This is a genomic window from Streptomyces sp. 1114.5, assembly GCF_003635085.1.
In the GTDB taxonomy this organism is placed as follows: Bacteria; Actinomycetota; Actinomycetes; order Streptomycetales; family Streptomycetaceae; genus Kitasatospora.
Genome location: NZ_RBXE01000002.1, coordinates 999,436 through 1,016,727, shown reverse-complemented (window position 1 = coordinate 1,016,727; position 17,292 = coordinate 999,436). Strand labels below are relative to the sequence as shown.

Annotated in this window: 15 protein-coding genes; 5 read left to right on the top strand and 10 right to left on the bottom strand. The window is 72.4% G+C overall.

Annotated features, from left to right (window positions below; all coding sequences use genetic code 11):
- Nucleotides 1–271 precede the first annotated feature (271 nt).
- Nucleotides 272–2,014, top strand: a complete 1,743-nt coding sequence (locus tag BX285_RS27720) for a glycosyl hydrolase family 18 protein (protein ID WP_121178586.1) — start codon at nt 272–274, stop codon at nt 2,012–2,014.
- Nucleotides 2,015–2,156: 142 nt separating this feature from the next.
- Here BX285_RS27720 and BX285_RS27715 read toward each other — a convergent pair whose 3' ends face one another.
- The 7 genes from BX285_RS27715 to BX285_RS27685 form a co-directional block, all read right to left on the bottom strand.
- Nucleotides 2,157–3,473 (bottom strand): multidrug effflux MFS transporter, encoded by a 1,317-nt coding sequence (locus BX285_RS27715; protein WP_121178585.1) that lies wholly within the window; start codon nt 3,471–3,473, stop codon nt 2,157–2,159.
- 158 nt (nt 3,474–3,631) lie between these two features.
- Nucleotides 3,632–4,114 carry a hypothetical protein gene (locus BX285_RS27710; RefSeq protein ID WP_121178584.1) on the bottom strand — a complete coding sequence of 161 codons (483 nt, stop codon included), beginning with the start codon at nt 4,112–4,114 and terminating at the stop codon, nt 3,632–3,634.
- Nucleotides 4,115–4,485: 371 nt separating this feature from the next.
- Entirely contained in the window at nt 4,486–5,364 is an 879-nt protein-coding gene (locus BX285_RS27705) for an alkaline phosphatase family protein (RefSeq protein ID WP_121178583.1), read from the bottom strand.
- 248 nt (nt 5,365–5,612) lie between these two features.
- The gene (locus tag BX285_RS27700; protein ID WP_121178582.1) at nt 5,613–5,981 is read right to left on the bottom strand and encodes a hypothetical protein; all 369 of its coding nucleotides are present in this window, start codon (nt 5,979–5,981) and stop codon (nt 5,613–5,615) included.
- A gap of 75 nt (nt 5,982–6,056) precedes the next feature.
- Nucleotides 6,057–7,253 (bottom strand): acyl-CoA dehydrogenase family protein, encoded by a 1,197-nt coding sequence (locus BX285_RS27695; protein ID WP_121178581.1) that lies wholly within the window; start codon nt 7,251–7,253, stop codon nt 6,057–6,059.
- Between the two features lie 212 nt (nt 7,254–7,465).
- Complete coding sequence (locus BX285_RS27690; RefSeq protein ID WP_121178580.1) at nt 7,466–7,777, bottom strand: AzlD domain-containing protein; 312 nt, start codon at nt 7,775–7,777, stop codon at nt 7,466–7,468.
- A complete protein-coding gene (locus BX285_RS27685; protein WP_121179046.1) occupies nt 7,774–8,505 on the bottom strand; it encodes an AzlC family ABC transporter permease in 732 nt (243 codons plus the stop codon). The genes BX285_RS27690 and BX285_RS27685 overlap by 4 nt, the downstream gene beginning before the upstream one ends.
- A 282-nt stretch (nt 8,506–8,787) precedes the next feature.
- On the opposite strand from BX285_RS27685, the gene BX285_RS27680 reads away from it, so the two are divergent.
- Nucleotides 8,788–9,378: a helix-turn-helix domain-containing protein gene (locus tag BX285_RS27680; protein WP_097235407.1), complete on the top strand. Its 591-nt coding sequence runs from the start codon at nt 8,788–8,790 to the stop codon at nt 9,376–9,378.
- A gap of 36 nt (nt 9,379–9,414) precedes the next feature.
- On the opposite strand, the gene BX285_RS27675 is transcribed toward BX285_RS27680, so the two are convergent.
- On the bottom strand, nt 9,415–11,385 hold the full coding sequence (locus BX285_RS27675) for a cholesterol oxidase substrate-binding domain-containing protein (RefSeq protein ID WP_121178579.1): 1,971 nt from the start codon (nt 11,383–11,385) through the stop codon (nt 9,415–9,417).
- A 377-nt stretch (nt 11,386–11,762) separates the two neighbouring features.
- On the opposite strand from BX285_RS27675, the gene BX285_RS27670 reads away from it, so the two are divergent.
- Nucleotides 11,763–13,169 carry an aspartate ammonia-lyase gene (locus tag BX285_RS27670; protein WP_097235409.1) on the top strand — a complete coding sequence of 469 codons (1,407 nt, stop codon included), beginning with the start codon at nt 11,763–11,765 and terminating at the stop codon, nt 13,167–13,169.
- A 103-nt stretch (nt 13,170–13,272) separates the two neighbouring features.
- Here BX285_RS27670 and BX285_RS27665 read toward each other — a convergent pair whose 3' ends face one another.
- Nucleotides 13,273–13,743, bottom strand: coding sequence for an SPW repeat protein (locus BX285_RS27665; RefSeq protein WP_257032310.1), 471 nt, complete (start codon nt 13,741–13,743; stop codon nt 13,273–13,275).
- A gap of 232 nt (nt 13,744–13,975) precedes the next feature.
- Here BX285_RS27665 and BX285_RS27660 point away from each other — a divergent pair, with 232 nt between their 5' ends.
- The gene (locus BX285_RS27660; protein ID WP_097235410.1) at nt 13,976–14,533 is read left to right on the top strand and encodes a PadR family transcriptional regulator; all 558 of its coding nucleotides are present in this window, start codon (nt 13,976–13,978) and stop codon (nt 14,531–14,533) included.
- A gap of 120 nt (nt 14,534–14,653) precedes the next feature.
- Nucleotides 14,654–16,369, top strand: a complete 1,716-nt coding sequence (locus BX285_RS27655) for an acyl-CoA dehydrogenase family protein (protein ID WP_121178578.1) — start codon at nt 14,654–14,656, stop codon at nt 16,367–16,369.
- Between the two features lie 141 nt (nt 16,370–16,510).
- Here the strand turns inward: BX285_RS27655 and BX285_RS27650 are convergent, their stop codons facing one another.
- Complete coding sequence (locus BX285_RS27650; protein ID WP_259470813.1) at nt 16,511–17,146, bottom strand: response regulator transcription factor; 636 nt, start codon at nt 17,144–17,146, stop codon at nt 16,511–16,513.
- Nucleotides 17,147–17,292: the final 146 nt, after the last annotated feature.

The following is a 17,292-nucleotide window of genomic DNA, read 5'->3' as shown; positions in this document are numbered from 1 at the left end:
GCACTGTGGGGGTGTGACCACCGGCGGCTGAGGCACTGCCCTGCCCTGCCCTGTTCCGCTCCACCCCCGCTCCGTACGGCGCACGCTCTCGCACCGCCGTCCTGCCGCCGCCCGCGTCCACGCGAGCCGGCGGGGTTCCGCACACCCGCACGCCCCCACTCGCCACACCCGCATGCCCGCACCCCGCACGCCCCCACGCCCCGAGCTCTGCCGCGCCCGGTCCGTTCGCACCTCCCCAACGTCCTGCCCCACCACGTCTGTTGGAGAATCCATGCGTCTTCGCAGAACCATCCAGGCCGTCCTCACGGCCTGCGCCACGCTGGCCGCCTCGACCGGCCTGCTCGCCGCCGGGACGGGCTCCGCCCAGGCCGCCACCCCGCTCCCCAGCCGGGTGTTCGCCCCCTACTTCGAGGCCTGGACCGGCCAGAGCCCGGCCACCCTGGCCGCGCAGTCCGGCGCCAAGCACCTGACCATGGCGTTCCTGCAGGCCGCCACCAAGGGCTCGTGCACCCCGTACTGGAACGGCGACTCCTCCATGCCGGTCGCCTCCTCGACCTTCGGCGCGGACATCGCCACCATCCGCGCCAACGGCGGGGACGTGATCCCCTCCTTCGGCGGCTACACCGCCGACAACACCGGCACCGAGCTCGCCGACAGCTGCACCGACGTCAACCAGATCGCGGCCGCCTTCGAGAACGTCATCACCACCTACGACATCAGCCGGATCGACCTCGACATCGAGGACAACTCGCTGACCAACACCGCCGGGATCGACCGCCGCAACAAGGCGATCAAGCTCGTGCAGGACTGGGCCGCCACCAAGGGGCGGAGCATCCAGTTCTCCTACACGCTGCCGACCACCACCAGCGGCCTGGCCGACAACGGCCTCGCGGTGCTGAGGAACGCGGTCAGCAACAACGCGCGGATCGACGTCGTCAACATGATGACCTTCGACTACTACGACGGCGCCACCCACGACATGGCGGCCGACACCCAGACCTCCGCGCAGGGCCTCTACAACCAGCTCGCCAAGCTCTACCCGTCCAAGACCCCCGCCCAGCTGTGGGGCTCGATCGGGATCACCGAGATGCTCGGCATCGACGACTACGGCGCGGCCGAGACCTTCACCCTGGCCAACGCCACCACCGTGTACAACTGGGCGGTGTCCAAGGGCATCAACACGCTGTCCTTCTGGGCGCTTCAGCGCGACAACGGCGGCTGCCCGGGCAAGGGCGGGGACGACGCCTGCTCCGGGATCAACCAGAACGCCTGGGACTTCACCCACGTCTTCGCGCCGTTCACCAGCGGCTCGACGGTGGGCAACGACTTCTCGGTGACCGCCAGCCCGAACTCCGGTACGGTCAGCGCCGGTTCGTCCACCTCGGCGACCATCGCGACGGCGGTGACGGCGGGTTCGGCACAGAGCGTCAACCTCACCGTCAGCGGCGCCCCGGCCGGCGTCACCGCCACCGTCACCCCCGGCAGCGTCAACGCCGGCAGCAGCGCCACGCTCAACATCACCACCACCGCCTCGGCGGTCCCCGGGAGTTACCCGATCACGGTGACCGGCACGGCGGCCTCCGGCACTCACACCGGCGTCTACACACTGACCGTCACCGGGACGGGCCCGACCACCGGACTGGTCAACGGGGGCCTGGAGACCGGCAGTCTGGCCCCGTGGACCTGCCAGAGCGGCGGCGCCGTGGTCTCCACCCCGGTCCACTCCGGCTCCCACGCGCTGCAGGCCGCGGCCACCGCGAGCCAGACCGGCGAGTGCTCGCAGAGCGTCACGCTGAAGCCCAACACCAGCTACACGCTGAGCGGGTGGGTGCAGGGCAACTATGCGTACGTCGGCGTCAGCGGCGGCGCCACCGCCAGCACCTGGGCCAACTCCGCCGGCTGGACGAAGCTGTCCGTCCCCTTCACCACCGGCGCCTCGGGCACCGTCACCGTGTACCTGCACGGCTGGTACGGCCAGGGCAACGTGTACGGGGACGACTTCTCGATCGCGTGAGCGCGGGCGAGGGGTAGGAGGTAACAGGTGACGAATGACAGATGACAGCTGACAGATTTCAACATCTGTCAGCTGTCATCTGTTTTCTGTTACCTGTTACCTGCTCTCTGCCGGCTGTCACCTGCCCGCGCACCGCCCACCGTCAGCGGGCTGCCGCCATCCGCCCCGGCCGGCAGAGCGTCAGGTACGCCACCGTCGCCAGCATCCCGCTGACCAGGACCACCAGCGCCAGCAGCACCGCGGACGGCTGCCCGCCGAGGCTGCTCAGCGGTGCCACCACCGCTCCGACCAGGAAGTTGCCCGTCCCGAGCAGGGCCGAGGCCGTGCCCGCCACCTGAGGCTCGACCAGGCCGAGGGCCTGCGCGGCCGTGTTCGGCAGGAGCACTCCCAGACTGCCCATCATCACGAACAGCGGTGAGCAGAATCCGGCCAGCCCCAGGTCCCACACCGTCGTCAGCAGCACCAGCGCCACCCCCGAGGCGACCGCCACCGCGAGCGCGCCCAGCATCAGAGCCCGCGGCGTGAACCGCGGTGCCAGCAGCCGCCCGTTCACCTGCGTCATCACCACGATCGCCACCGAGTTCAGCCCGAACAGCAGGCTGTAGGTCTGCGGCGAGACCTGGTACACGTGCTGGAGCACCGTCGACGACCCGCTGATGTAGCCGAACAGCGCCCCGAACGCGAGGGAACTGGTCAGCGCCAGCCCGAGGAACGGCAGGTTGCGCAGCAACCGTCCCATCGTCCGCAGGGTCGCCCCCAGCCCGCCGCCGTCCCGGGTCTCCGGCGGCAGCGTCTCGCGCAGCACGCCGAACGCGGCGAGGGCGAGCAGCAGTCCGAGCGCCGTCAGCGCGCCGAAGGTGCCGCGCCAGGAGGTGACCCGCAGCAGCTGCGCGCCGATGATCGGGGCGAGGATCGGCGCCAGACCGGAGATCAGCGCGATCGAGGCCAGGAAGCGCAGCAGGGCGACGCCCTGGAAGCGGTCGCGGGCGACGGCGCGACTGATCACCAGCCCGGCGGAGCCCGCCGCGCCCTGCACGAAGCGGGCGGCGATCAGCACCGACAGGTTGGGCGCGAGCACGCACACCACGCTGGACAGGGTGTAGGCGACGAGCCCCACGAGCAGCGGCGGGCGTCGCCCGAACCGGTCGCTGAGCGGTCCGAAGAGGAGCTGTCCGGCCGCGACGCCGAACATCGAGAAGGTGAGGGTGAGCTGGACGGCGGCCGGTTCGGCGACCAGGTCGTCCGCGATCGCGGGCAGGCCCGGCAGGTAAAGGTCGGTGGTGAGCGGGCCGAGCGCGGTGAGGCCGCCGAGAACGGCGATCGTGGCCAGGCCGGTGCCGGTTCGCCCGGCGGCGGCTCTGTCGGCGACGGCTCTGTCGGCGACGGCTGTGTCAGCGGTGGCTGTGTCGGCGGCAGCGGTCGGCGTGTCGTCGGTGGGGCCGACGGTCGGGCCGGGCATGGCGCTCCTAACGGGACGGGGTGACGAGGGCTTCGTTCGCGCTCCGTCCTATCGCAGCCGGGCCTGGTTCCGACAGCGGGGGTCCGTCCCAGGACCTGGTACGGCGAAGGCCGGCCGCTCCGCAGTCGGAACGGCCGGGCCCCGGCACCGGCACGCGCTCAGTGCTTGGCGACGTTCCCGGCGCGCAGCGCCGCCTGCACCGCCGCGCCGTCCTGCCAGGCGTAGAGCTGGTTGCCGGTCAGCGCCACGTTGTAGTGGCCGCAGGTGCCGCTGGCCTTGGTCACGACGTTCTCCGGGAACCACCCGGCCTTGAGCGACTCCGGCACCGGGTGCGCGGCCCTGCCCGGCAACCCGGCGGTGCAGCCGACGGGCAGCCGCCCTTCCGGGAGGGTGGCGCGCAGCAGGCGGTCGTCGCCCGTGGTGGACATCAGGTACTTCACGCCGGAGGCGTTGTCGGGGAGCCAGGCCGGCATCGAGCGGCGGTCGGCCTTGGCCTGGGTGCCGGTCTCGTACGCGGCCTGCTCCTGGTGGCGCCCGCTGTACCAGTCGGACACCCGCGGGCCGATTGCCACGGCTGCCACGGCGACGGCCATGCCGGTGCCTGCGACTCCCAGCGCGACCTTGCTCACGATGCCCTTCATGCCCGGCTTCCCTCTCCCTGTCCGTGGCCGGTGCGCCCGGCCGGTGGTGGCGGATGACGCGGTACGCCGTCCGGTGCAACCAATCGTGGCCCGTGCCGACCCGGCGGAGCGTCACCACCAGGTCGCGATCCCGTCTCCGACCCACGGGGTACCGTCTCCACCTTCAGGCGTATGTCCTTCGGCAGAGACCCCTGACATCGCGGCCCGAGCCCTGACGGACTCCGGTCGAGCCCCGATCGAGTCCCGATCGAGTCCCGATCGAGCCTCGCTCAAGCCCGGCTCCCCCGCAGCCCGGCCTGCTGCACCCGGGGACAGGGCAGCCTCGGCATCCGGCGCACTCGTCCCCGTATCCGGGCTGACCGGGGGACGGGTCAGACCGTCACGGGCACCGGGCGGGCGACCGGGAAGGGGCGGCCGTCGAGGGTCCAGTGCGGGTCGATCGGGCGCAGCAGGGAGGCGTACACCTGGGCGGCGACGTCCGGGTGGCGGATCTCGCCGGTGGGCGGCCCGGCCGGGATGTCGTGGCCGGCGCAGGCGACCCAGGCCGTCCGCTCCTCGACCGTACGGCCGCCGTGGCCGCCCGCGTCGACGTGGCCGTGGTCGGTGACGACGATGACGGTCCACTGCTCCTCGGCGTACCCGGCCCGGCCGCGGACGGCGTCCAGGAGGCGGCCCAGGCGTTCGTCGGCGGTGCGCATGGCGGCGCGGTACTCGTCGCCGCAGCCGAGGAAGTGGGCGGTCTCGTCGACGGCGCCGAGGTAGACGAAGGAGGCCTCCGGGTCGGCGGTGCCGAGGACGTGGACGGCCTCGCGGGTGACTTCCTCGTCCACGGCCTCCCAGGCCTCGGGGGTGTCCTCGGCCGGGGCGATGTAGGAGAGCCGGCCGGGGGCACGGAAGAGCGGACCGCCGGACTCGTTGATCATCAGCGGGTCCCAGCCGGCCGCGACGAAGGTGCGGCGGCGGTCGCCGCGGTTGAGCCGGGTGGCGAAGTCGGGGAACACGTCGAGCCGGTTGCCGCCCAGGTGGTTGCCCCACACACCGTGCTTGGCGGGCTCGACCCCGGTCACGATGGTGGCCCAGCACGGCCCGGACATGGTCGGCGTGGTGTCCGCCACGGTGACCGGCACCAGGAACCCGGTCTCGGCGACCTCCTGCAGGCGCGGCATCGGCACCTGCGCCAGGTAGTCGTGGCGGACGCCGTCGATCCCGACGACGAGCACGCGGGGGCGGGGCCACTGGGCAGCGGACATGGCGGTGGTTCCTTTCGGTCGTGCGCACGATCGGCGCGCACCCTCCGCGGGCACCGCCGACCGCGTCATGCTTCACCGGCCGCCGTACCGTCCGGCGTCGCGCCACCGAACGCCGGGTGTCTGGCGGGTGTCGGGCGGATGCTCCGTCGACCCGAACGGACGGGTTCCGGCCGGGTCAGGCGCGGGTCAGGGCCGGGTCAGGCGCGGGTCGGGGCACGACCGGGTCAGGGCCGGAACTCGCGGCCGGGTCAGGGGCGGAACTCGCGGACGACCTCGATGCGGCCGACGATGTGCCGGTTGAACTCGTCCAGCTCCTCGGCGGGCACCCAGAGTTCGAGGATCGTCCGGCCGCCGGCCTGCCGTACCGGGTAGCGGGCGAGGAAGTCGGTCTCGACCTCGAACCGCGTGACGTAGCCGACGCCGGAGGCGGGCACGTTCCAGTCCCGGGCGATCCGGACCGCGTAGTCCTCGTTGAGGACGGGGTAGAAGATCGGCTGGTCGGACAGGCGGGGCGGCCAGGCACGCCAGTCGGCGGCCTCGACCAGGGCCAGCTCCTCGGGGCCGGTGGGGCGCCAGAGGGTGGTGGTCGGGGGCGTGCGGACGGGCGGGCTGGTCATGGCCGGGACGGTAGCCGGGCCACGACCGGCCCGGCCACCGGATTTCCGTCGGCCACCAGGGGGTGGGACGTCCCGTCAGCGGTACGCGGACTCGCCGGTGATGGCCTCGCCGAGGACCAGGGTGTGGATCTCGCTGGTGCCCTCGTAGGTGAGCACCGACTCCAGGTTGTTGGCGTGCCGCAGCACCGGGTACTCGGTGGTGATGCCGTTGGCCCCGAGGACGGTCCGGGCGCTGCGGGCGATCTCCAGCGCGGTGCGGACGTTGTTGAGCTTGCCGAAGCTGATGTGCGGCGGACGGGCCGCGCCCTGCTCCTTGAGCCGCCCGATCCGCAGCGCCACCAGGTAGGCCTTCTCGACCTCCAGCATCATCTCGACCAGCTTCTGCTGGGTCAGCTGGAAGCCGGCGATCGGGCGGTCGAACTGGATCCGGCTCTTGGCGTAGTCCAGGGCGGCGGTGTAGCAGTCACGGGCGGCGCCGACGGTGCCCCAGAGGATGCCGTAGCGGGCCTCGTTGAGGGAGGAGAGCGGGCCGCGCAGGCCGACCACCCCGGGGAGCACGGCGTCGGCGGGCAGGACCACCTCGTCGAAGGCCAGCTCGCTGGTGACGGAGGCCCGCAGGGACAGCTTGCCGCGCACGTCGGTCGCGGTCAGGCCGCGCGTGCCGGCCTCGACCAGGAAGCCGCGCACGCCCTCCTCGGTCTGCGCCCAGACGACCGCGACGTCGGCGATGCTGCCGTTGGTGATCCACATCTTGCTGCCGGACAGCACCCAGTCGCCACCCTGGTCGCCCTTGCCTCCCTTGCGGACCGCACGGGTGCGCATGTTGGCCGGGTCCGAGCCGAAGTCCGGCTCGGTGAGGCCGAAGCAGCCGATCAGCTCGCCGGCGGCCATGCCGGGCAGCCAGCGCTGCTTCTGCTCCTCGGAGCCGAAGGCGTGGATCGAGCGCATGGCGAGCGAGCCCTGGACGGAGACGAAGCTGCGCAGCCCGGAGTCCGCCGCCTCCAGCTCCATGCAGGCCACCCCGTACGCCACCGCGTCGGCGCCCGCGCAGCCGTAGCCGTCGAGGTGCATGCCGAGCACGCCGAGGGCGCCGAGTTCCGGGGCGAGTTCGCGGGCCGGGAACACCCCGCGCTCGAACCACTCGCCGATGTGCGGGCGGATCCGCTCCTCGGTGAACCGGCGGACGGTGTCGCGGATCAGCCGCTCCTCGTCGGTGAGGAGGTCGCCGACTGCGAGCAGGTCGGACGGGTCGATCCGGGGCGGCTTCGTCATCGAAGCTCCTTGTGGTCTCGGCGGGATACCGGTCTCGGCGGAGTACCGGCGAGTATTCCGCACCGGGCCGGGCGGTGGGTGGGCACGAGCGAGTGAGGAAAGCGACATGGGCGGCTGACGTGGCCGGGGGCTGGACCCGCGGCTGACAGATAACAGCTGACAGATGACAGATTTCGAAATCTGTCATCTGTCAGCTGTTATCTGTCAGCCGTTCACCCCACCCCGCACAGTCGCAGTACCGCCGTCGTCGCCGCGCCTGCGACGACCACCGCCGGGAACGGTGCCCGACGGAGCGCGAGCACCCCGGCGATCAGCACGCCCGCCGGACGGGCCCATCCCGCGAACCCGTGTCCCTGGGTCAGCGCTCCGGTCGCCACCAGGGCGACCAGCAGCACCGTCGCCGCGACCGCGAGCAGGTGCCGCAGCCGCTCCGACAGGGCGAGCCGGGCACCGAACAGCGGTCCGGCGATCCGGAAGGCGTACGTCCCGACCGCCAACAGCAGCACGGCATACAGCGGCATCATCGGACCGCCTCCTTCTCCTCGGCCCGTACCGGCTCCAGCGATTCCACCCGTTCCGCTGCCCCCGGTCGCCGCCCCGCGAACAGCAGCCCGACCAGGGCGAGCAGCACCGGCAGCCCGGCCGGCACGTACGGCGTGACCGCCACCGCCACCACGGCGCCCACCAGCGCCGCCGTACGAGTGCGCCGGTCCGCGAGCGAGGGCAGCACGAGGGCGAGCAGCACTGCGGGGAAGGCCGCGTCCAGGCCGAGCGCGTCCGTGTCGCCGATCAGCCCGCCCGCGACGGCGCCGAGCAGCACCGAGACGTTCCAGACCGCGTACAGCGCGATCCCGCAGAGCCAGAACGCCGCCCTGCGCCGCCGCGGCTCCTCCTGCTGGAGGGCGAACGCGGCGGTCTCGTCGGTGATCAGCTGGGCGCCGAAAAGCCGTCGCCACCAGGGGCCTTCGAGGACGTCGGCGACGGTGAAGCCGAAGGGCAGCAGGCGGGCGTTGAGCACCAGCCCGGTGACGACGGCCGCGAGGACCCCGCCGCCGGAGAGCACCACGCCGACCGCCGCGAACTGGGAGCCGCCGGCGAAGACGAGGACGGAGAGCGCGATCGGCACCCACAGGGGCAGACCGCCGGAGGCGCTGATCGCGCCGAAGGAGGCGCCGACGAGGGCGTCGGCCAGGCAGACCAGAGCGATGTCGCGCAGGGTGGCGCGCTCCAGTGTTCGGAGTAGCGAACGCATGTCCATCAGAGTGAACCCGAACCCGCAGGTTCGTCAAGGCGAACGAGAAGACCGACAGACCGAACAGCGACCACCCGCGGACACCCCGCAGGCCGGGGCAACCGTGGCAGCATGAACGGCACCGACCGCCCGACGCCGGAGCGAGGAGCCGGGAGGCCCACGGACGGACGGACGAACGGGCCGACGGGCAGACGGGCAGACGGGCAGACGGGCAGACCCGCAGACGGGCCGGCGCGGCGAGGAAGCCGAAGAAGGAGCCAGAGGAAAGCGTGAGTGGCGAGCATGAATGACCAGACCACCCCGGCCGCGGCCGCCGGCGGCTCCGGAGCCGAGCTGATCGGCCAGATCGCCGCCTCCATCCGGCGTGAGCGCGAGCGCGGCGGGCTGTCGATGGCCGAGCTGGCCCGGCGGGCCGGCATCGCCAAGTCCACGCTCTCCCAACTGGAGTCGGGCGCGGGCAATCCCAGCGTGGAGACGCTCTGGGCGCTCGGGGTGGCACTGAACGTGCCGTTCAGCCGGCTGGTCGACCCGCCGCGTCCGGCGGTCAAGGTGATCCGGGCCGGCGAGGGCCCGGTGACCCATTCCGAGCGCGCCGACTACGCCGCCACCGTGCTCTCCTCCTGCCCGCCCAACGCCCGGCGCGACATCTACCGGATCGAGGCGCAGCCGGGCGAGACCAGGGCCTCCGACCCGCACATGCCCGGCACCGTCGAGCACGTGATGATCGGCGCCGGGCGCGCGCTGGCCGGGCCGACGGAAGCGCCGGTCGAGCTGGGCCCGGGCGACTACGTGAGCTACCCGGGCGACGCCCCCCACGTGTTCCGCGCGCTCGCCCCGGACACCCTGGCGGTGATCGTCATGGAACACATCTGACGACTCGTCAGTTCAGGAACGGTGCCGCCCCGGCGGCTACCTCAACAGGCCGTCCAGGAAGGGGTTTCCGAACACCCGGTGCGGGTCGTACCGGTCCAGGACGGCGACCGCCTCGTCCCAGCCGGGCCCGCCGCCGGCCCGCAGGCTCTCCGGGATGACCCGGCCGAGCAGGTCCGGGTCGGCCCAGGCCGCGTCGGTGGTGTAGGCCCAGCCCTTGGACCACTCGACGCGCAGGCCCGCCCGGGTGCCGTCGAAGGTGCGCAGCAGCCATTGTTCGAGGTCCCGGGCGAACCGTTCCAACCCGGGGGTGCCGGGGAAGGAGAGGACGTCGAGCCAGACCGCCGTGTCCCACTCCGGACGGTCGGCGCGCGGCCGCAGCGCTGACAGCAGCGGGGGCCGGGCGCCGGCGACTCCGGAGTGGGCCGGGTCGTCCAGGCCGGTGACCCGGATCTCCACCGCCCCGTTCACCGGGAACTCGCCCCGGGCCTGGTAGGCGGCGAGCAACTCCTGGTAGTGGGCGGCGAATTCGCTGACCACCCACTGCAGGTCGGCGCGCCGGGCGAGGATCGCGTAGCCGTTGGCGGTGACCCGCAGGGTGGTCGGGCGGACGTACTGGAGCAGGGTGCGGGAGGGGCCCCAGAGGTCGGAGTGCAGGCCGCCCGCGAGAAGGTGGGTGAGCACCTCGCCGCTGAGCAGATTGCGGAGCAGCCCGCCGGAGAGCAGGACGTCCGTGATGTCTCCGGTGAGCCCCACCTTCGCGACCAGGTACTGGAGTTGGCCGAACAGCGGGGCCGATCCCCAGGCGCCGGCGACGATTTCGCCGGCGAGCCGGGCCACCGGCTCCGGAACGTTGTCCGAGAAGGGGTAGTTGTAGGGCTGGTCGACGGTGAGGGAGCCGAGCGGCTTGGTCGGGGTGACGCTCCAGGTCTTGAGCCAGGGGTGGTCGGTGTAGGCGAACCAGATCGCCTCGGCCCGGCCGTCCCGTTCCACGAAGTCGGCGAAGGTCCGCGGAGCACCGCCGCCACCGCCACTGTCACCGCCCAGCAGCCCGCCGAGCACTCCGCCGAGCAGCCCGCCGCCCGTTCCTGTGTCCGAGCCCGTCCCTGCCGCCGAACCGGACCCCGGGCGGGCGAACAGCTCGGCGGCCGGGATGTCGAGTCGGCTGACGCAGCGCAGCGGGCGGTCGGCGCCCGCCCGCAGGACGACCTCGGTGAGGAAGGCCCGGCCCAGGTGCACCAGGAAGGCGGCGCTGTCGGCCTCGGCGCGGTCGAAGGTGCGCAGCGCGTAGCGGCCGGTGGCGGGGTCGAGGACGACGGCGGTGAGCCGGACGACCTGGTTGCTGACCGAGCCGTACCCGTGTCCGTCCGGCCGTACCTCTCCCGCGGCGGGGACGGCGGTGCCGTGGCCGCCGATGGCGAGCACGCCGCCGACGGTGAGCTCGCCGGGGGCCGGGCAGGCGGTCAGGCCGAGGCCCCGGTCGGCCAGGTGCGCGAGCAGGGCCTCCATGGTGGCGCCGGTCTGGGCCCGGACGGTGGTGGGCGAGTCGGCGGTGATGGCGGTGAGGTGGCGGCTGGTGTCCACGAGCAGGACGCGGGCGCTCTCCGGGGTGCGGTCGGCGACGGTGAGCGGTGCCCAGGTGTGCCGGTAGCCGGTGGCGCGCAGGCGCCAGCCGTTGGTGTGCGCCCAGTCGGCGAGGGCCGGGACCTCCTCGGGGGTGCGGGGCGCGCAGGTCCACAGCTGGTCGGTGCGGATCTCGCCGGACCAGTTCTGGAAGACCCGCTGGTAGAGCTCGCTGCCGGCGGGCAGGGCGGGCGGCGCGGGGGCGGCGGCCTCGGCGCTGTCCGGGCCGACGGTGCCGCGCAGCACCCAGGCCGCGCTGCCGAGGGCGGCCGAGGCGCCGAGCAGTTGCCGCCGGGTGAGCCCGCTCCCGCGGGGCGGTGCGTCGCCGGCTCCGCCCGCCGTGCCGGCTCCGTCGGCCGTACCGGTCACACCGTGTCCTGTGGTCATCCGTCCGTCTGCCCCTCGCCCTGGTCATCCCTGGTCGCTCCGGGCCGCGCCGGGGCCGACCTGCGGCACTCCGGCTGCGGCACTCCGGGTCCGGCCGGTGTCCGCCCGGCCCGGGAAGGAGCGTACGAAGCACGTACGGCGGTTTGGAGCCGTCCACCCGCCGCCTCACTCCTTCGAGTGATCACGGCGCGATTTCGACCCGTTCACGCCCCGGTTCGCGCCCCCGTTCGCGCCTCCCCTCTGCCGCCACCGGCGCCCTGGCCCTGGCCCTGGTCGGTGCGTCGGCCCGGGCGGAAATACCCGGGGCCCGCGCGCCGCTGTCGTGATCGGAGATCCGTTCTGGGCCGGTCGGGCCCGTACAGGAGGTGCAGCGCGCGATGGGTGACGAGCAGGAACAGCCGCAGGAGTACCGGATCGAGCACGACTCGATGGGCGAGGTCCGGGTACCGGCCGCCGCGAAGTGGCAGGCGCAGACGCAGCGGGCGGTGGAGAACTTCCCGGTGTCCGGCCAGCGGCTGGAGCGCGCGCACATCGCCGCGCTGGCCCGGGTGAAGGCGGCCGCGGCGCAGGTGAACGCCCGCCTCGGGGTGCTGGACGAGGAGACGGCGGAGGCGATCGCCTCGGCGGCCGAGGAGGTCGCGGAGGGGCGCTGGGACGACCAGTTCCCGGTGGACGTGTTCCAGACCGGCTCGGGCACCTCCTCCAACATGAACACCAACGAGGTGATCGCGACCCTGGCCGGGGAGCGGCTGGGGCGCGCCGTACACCCGAACGACCACGTCAACGCCAGCCAGTCGTCCAACGACGTCTTCCCGTCCTCGATCCACATCGCCGCCACCGCGGCCGTCACCCACGACCTGATCCCGGCGCTGGAGCACCTGGCGGAGGCATTGGAGCGCAAGGCCGCCGAGTTCGCCGAGGTGGTCAAGTCGGGCCGTACGCACCTGATGGACGCCACGCCCGTCACGCTCGGCCAGGAGTTCGGCGGCTACGCGGCGCAGGTGCGGCACGGCCGGGAGCGGCTGCTGGCCACGCTCCCCCGGGTCGCCGAACTCCCGCTCGGCGGTACGGCGGTGGGCACCGGCATCAACACCCCGCCGGGCTTCCCGGCGGCGGTCATCGCGGAGGTGGCCCGGACGACCGGCCTGCCGCTGACCGAGGCCCGGGACCACTTCGAGGCGCAGGGCGCGCGGGATGCCCTGGTCGAGCTGAGCGGCCAACTGCGGACGGTGGCCGTCGGGTTCACGAAGATCGCGAACGATCTGCGGTGGATGGGCTCCGGTCCGCGCACCGGGCTCGGCGAGATCAACCTGCCGGACCTGCAGCCGGGTTCGTCGATCATGCCGGGCAAGGTGAACCCGGTGCTACCCGAGGTGGTGCTGATGGTCGCGGCCCAGGTGGTCGGCAACGACGCGACGGTGACGCTGGCCGGGGCGAGCGGCAACTTCGAGCTGAACGTGATGCTCCCGGTGATCGCCCGCAACGTGCTGGAGTCGGTGCGGCTGCTCGCCAACAGCGCCCGGTTGCTGGCCGACCGGACGGTGGACGGCATCACCGCCAACGTCGAACGGGCCCGGGAGTACGCGGAGTCCTCGCCGTCGGTGGTGACCCCGCTGAACCGCTACATCGGGTACGAGGAGGCCGCGAAGGTCGCCAAGCAGTCGCTGGCCGAGCGCAAGACGATCCGTCAGGTGGTGCTGGAGCGCGGGTACGTCGAGCAGGGCCGGCTCACCGAGGCGCAGTTGGACGAGGCGCTGGACGTGCTGCGGATGACCCGCCCGTAGCCCGCGGGGTGGTCGTCGGACTGGGATATGCGACCGGGACGTGCGCCGGGGCGCGGTGGGCGGCTTGCGCCCTCCGTGCCCCGGACACGGGCTGCGGGGAAGATCAGCCCCTGGCTCGGCCGGCCCGGCCGCGCCGCATTGCCGCTCCATTCGACGTCATGGTGGCCATCGAGATCGCCGCGAGGCCGAGCAGGAACATCACGGCACCGACGATGATGCAGGTCACGATGTTCTTACCGTGCGCGACGGAACCGGAGACGGCCCAGGGAGAGATGATCGTCCAGGCTCCGAGCGCGGTGGCTGCCCAGGCCCTCGCGTGGGTGCGCTCATAGGCCGTGCCGTAGCCGGCCATCAGCAGGGTGTAGGCCAGACCCACGATCAGGCAGGTCACGGTCAGGGTGCTGAACGCAGTGAAGCCGACGATCCATGGCGATGCCGCCAGGAAGAGGCCGGCCAGTACGGCCAGGGCTTCGATGCCCTGGGCTCGGGGGGTCGAGGTGACCCGCTCGTAGTGTTCGCGTAGTTCGACGATGTCCGGATGGTGCTCCATGCCCGTCGGGATATGGGTTGCCACCGATACCACCTCCTGTGGTCCGGAACGTGGGAGGCGCTCGCCCCTCATGGGCACCCGTGAAGGGCTTGCCCCACAAAGGCGCTTGGCCTCGTACCCATTCTGTCCCTTCTCTAACGTTTTGCACCTGATAGTCCAGAATGATCGATAACCATCCGATCACGTCGGTGACCTGCGTCTCAACACCGCGGGGTGGCATTGCCTATGCAACTCGTTGCATAGCAGGATGCGGGGCATGGCACTGGAGCACGCGATCCTCGTCTCGCTGCTGGAACGGCCCGGCTCCGGCTACGAACTGGCCCGGCGCTTCGACCGCTCCATCGGCCGCTTCTGGACCGCCACCCACCAGCAGATCTACCGGGTGCTGCGGCGCATGGAGGCGGACGGCTGGGTCGCCGCGGAGGAGGTCGCCCAGGACGGGCGTCCGGACAAGAAGGTGTACTCGGCGGCCGGGCCCGGCCGGGCCGCGCTGGCCGACTGGCTGCGCGAACCGGTCGAACCGGAGACCGTCCGGCACGAACTCGCGGTCAAGATCCGGGCCGCCGCCTTCGACGACCCGGCTGCACTGATCTCCGAGGTCGAGCGGCACCGCGACAGCCACGCCGCCCTGCTCGCCCGCTACCTGCACGGCGAGCAACGGGACTTCCCCGACCTCACCGCGCTCGACGCCGGCCAGGAGCTGCAGCACGTGGTGCTGCGCGGCGGCATCGAGTACGAGCGGATGACGCTCGCCTGGCTCGACGACGTGCTCGCCACCCTGCGCCGGCTCGCCGGCGACGGCCGACCGTCCTGACGACAGACCGTCCCAACAGCCGGCCGGCCCACCGCTCGGCGGCCGGTCCACTGCTCGGCGGCCGGTCCACCGCTCGGTGGCCGGTCCCTCCCCGAACCCCTCGACTCCCGGGAGCCCTCGATGCTCTTCAACCCGCGCACCTACGACCCCGCACAGTTCGACGAGCCGACCCGCCGGCTGCTGCGCGCGACCGTGGACTGGTTCGAGTCCCGCGGCAAGAAGGCGCTGATCGACACCTACATCGACCGCAGCTGGTACGCCGACTTCCTCGAATTCGCCGCGAAGGAAGGCCTGTTCGCGGAGTTCCTGACCCCCTCGGCGGCCGACCCCGACAAGCGCTGGGACACCGCGCGGATCGCCGAGCTGAACGAGATCCTCGGCTTCTACGGCCTCGGCTACTGGTACACCTGGCAGGTCACCATCCTGGGCCTCGGCCCGGTCTGGCAGAGCGAGAACGAGGCCGCCCGGGCCCGCGCCGCCAAGCTGCTCGCGGAGGGCCACGTCATGGCCTTCGGCCTCTCGGAGCGCACCCACGGCGCCGACATCTACTCCACCGACATGATCCTCACCCCGGACGGCGAGGGCGGCTTCACCGCGACCGGCTCCAAGTACTACATCGGCAACGGCAACGTGGCCGGCCTGGTCTCGGTGTTCGGCCGCCGCTCGGACGTCGAGGGCCCCGAGGGCTACGTCTTCTTCGCCGCCGACAGCCGCCACGAGGCGTACCACCTGGTCAAGAACGTGGTGAACGCCCAGATGTACGTCAGCGAGTTCCGCCTGGAGGACTACCCGGTGCGCGCCGAGGACGTGCTGCACACCGGGCAGGCCGCCTTCGACGCCGCCCTGAACACCGTCAACGTCGGCAAGTTCAACCTCTGCACCGCCTCGGTCGGCATCTGCGAGCACGCGATGTACGAGGCCGTCACGCACGCCCACAACCGGGTGCTGTACGGCCGTAAGGTCACCGACTTCCCGCACGTCAAGCGGGAGTTGACCGACGCGTACGTCCGCCTGGTGGCGATGAAGCTGTTCAGCGCCCGGGCCGTGGACTACTTCCGCACCGCCTCCCCCGAGGACCGCCGCTACCTGCTGTTCAACCCGATGACCAAGATGAAGGTCACCACCGAGGGCGAGAAGGTCATCGACCTGATGTGGGACGTCATCGCGGCCAAGGGCTTCGAGGCGGACACCTACTTCGACAAGGCGGCGAAGGACATCCGCGGCCTGCCGAAGCTGGAGGGCACCGTCCACGTCAACCTGGCGCTGATCCTCAAGTTCATGGGCAACTACCTGTTCGCCCCGGCCGATTACGCCCCGGTGCCGAGCCGGCTGGACGCCGCCGACGACGCCTTCCTGTTCCGCCAGGGCCCGGCCCGCGGCCTCGGTGCGATCCGCTTCCACGACTGGCGCACCGCCTACGACCGCCAGGCGCAGCTGCCCAACGTCGCCCGCTTCCGCGAACAGGCGGACAGCTTCTGCGAGTTGCTGCTCAGCCACGCGCCGAGCAAGGAGCAGCAGGCGGACCTGGACTTCCTGCTGGAGATCGGCCAGCTGTTCGCGCTGATCGTCTACGGCCAGCTGGTGCTGGAGCAGGCCGAGTTGACCGGCCTGGATGCCTCCGACGAGGGCCGCGACGTGCTGGACCAGGTCTTCGACGCGCTGGTCCGCGACTTCTCCGCGCACGCCACCGAGCTGCACGGCAAGGCCTCCACCACCGAGGAGCAGGCCGCCTGGGCGCTGGCGAACGTGCGCCGCCCGGTGTCGGACGCGGCGCGCGCCGAACGGGTGTGGGGCCGGGTCGAGGCGCTGTCGGGCGCGTACGAGATGCAGCCGTAACGGCGGCAGCGGTACCGGATGGACCCCGGGGGTGCCGGTCGGCGGACCGGCACCCCCGGTTTCACGTGTGCACGTCGCGGCGTGCGTGCGGGCTCAGCGGACGGCTCAGCGGACGGCTCAGCTGTCGCCCCAGCGGGCGGCTCAGCTGTCGCCGAGGCCCATGTCGCGGGCCCGGGCGACCGCCTCGGCGCGGGTGGCGACGTGCAGTTTCTCGAAGATGTGGGTGATGTGGTTGCGGACGGTCTTCTCCGCGACCACCAGCTCCCGGGCGATCCGCCGGTTGTCCAGCCCGCGCGCGACCAGGTCCAGCACCTCGGCCTCGCGGGCGGTGAGGTCCGGGAACAGCTGCCCCGCCTCGCGCATCCTGGCCCCGGCGAGCAGGGCGGCGATCCGTCCGGCCACCTCGCCGCCGAACACCGCGCCGCCGGCTGCGACCGTGCGCACGGCGTGCAGCACCTCCTCCCGCCCGGCACCCTTGACCAGGTAGCCGCGCGCGCCCGCCTGGAGGGCGGCGAGCAGGTTGCCGTCGTCGTCGGACATGGTCAGCATCAGCACCGGCGGCGGCGCCTCCTGGGTCGCGAGCCGGCGGACGGCTTCCAGCCCGGAGCCGTCCGGCAGCGAGAGGTCCATGATCACCACGTTGGGGCGGTGCCGGGCGACCGACTCCGGCACGTCGGCGACCCGCTCGGCCTCGGCGACCACGAGGACGCCCTCGGCGCTCTCCAGGGCCGCCTTGAGCCCCTCCCTGAAGAGGGGGTGATCGTCGACGATCAGCACACGGACGGGCGTTGTGCCGCCCGGGTCCGGGGGTTCCACAGGCTGCGTTTCATCCACCCGGCCGACACTACCAGCGGCGAACTGGCTACTTTCCGTGACATGCTCGGAAGTCGTCCGCGTGGCGGGCGGGGCAGGACACCCGGGCA

Excerpts from the sequence above, each read along its gene's own strand:
- BX285_RS27720 (WP_121178586.1), top strand. The coding sequence starts at position 272 with ATGCGTCTTCGCAGAACCATCCAGGCCGTCCTCACGGCCTGCGCCACG.
- BX285_RS27715 (WP_121178585.1), bottom strand. The coding sequence starts at position 3,473 with ATGCCCGGCCCGACCGTCGGCCCCACCGACGACACGCCGACCGCTGCC.
- BX285_RS27710 (WP_121178584.1), bottom strand. The coding sequence starts at position 4,114 with ATGAAGGGCATCGTGAGCAAGGTCGCGCTGGGAGTCGCAGGCACCGGC.
- BX285_RS27705 (WP_121178583.1), bottom strand. The coding sequence starts at position 5,364 with ATGTCCGCTGCCCAGTGGCCCCGCCCCCGCGTGCTCGTCGTCGGGATC.
- BX285_RS27700 (WP_121178582.1), bottom strand. The coding sequence starts at position 5,981 with ATGACCAGCCCGCCCGTCCGCACGCCCCCGACCACCACCCTCTGGCGC.
- BX285_RS27695 (WP_121178581.1), bottom strand. The coding sequence starts at position 7,253 with ATGACGAAGCCGCCCCGGATCGACCCGTCCGACCTGCTCGCAGTCGGC.
- BX285_RS27690 (WP_121178580.1), bottom strand. The coding sequence starts at position 7,777 with ATGATGCCGCTGTATGCCGTGCTGCTGTTGGCGGTCGGGACGTACGCC.
- BX285_RS27685 (WP_121179046.1), bottom strand. The coding sequence starts at position 8,505 with ATGCGTTCGCTACTCCGAACACTGGAGCGCGCCACCCTGCGCGACATC.
- BX285_RS27680 (WP_097235407.1), top strand. The coding sequence starts at position 8,788 with ATGAATGACCAGACCACCCCGGCCGCGGCCGCCGGCGGCTCCGGAGCC.
- BX285_RS27675 (WP_121178579.1), bottom strand. The coding sequence starts at position 11,385 with ATGACCACAGGACACGGTGTGACCGGTACGGCCGACGGAGCCGGCACG.
- BX285_RS27670 (WP_097235409.1), top strand. The coding sequence starts at position 11,763 with ATGGGTGACGAGCAGGAACAGCCGCAGGAGTACCGGATCGAGCACGAC.
- BX285_RS27660 (WP_097235410.1), top strand. The coding sequence starts at position 13,976 with ATGGCACTGGAGCACGCGATCCTCGTCTCGCTGCTGGAACGGCCCGGC.
- BX285_RS27655 (WP_121178578.1), top strand. The coding sequence starts at position 14,654 with ATGCTCTTCAACCCGCGCACCTACGACCCCGCACAGTTCGACGAGCCG.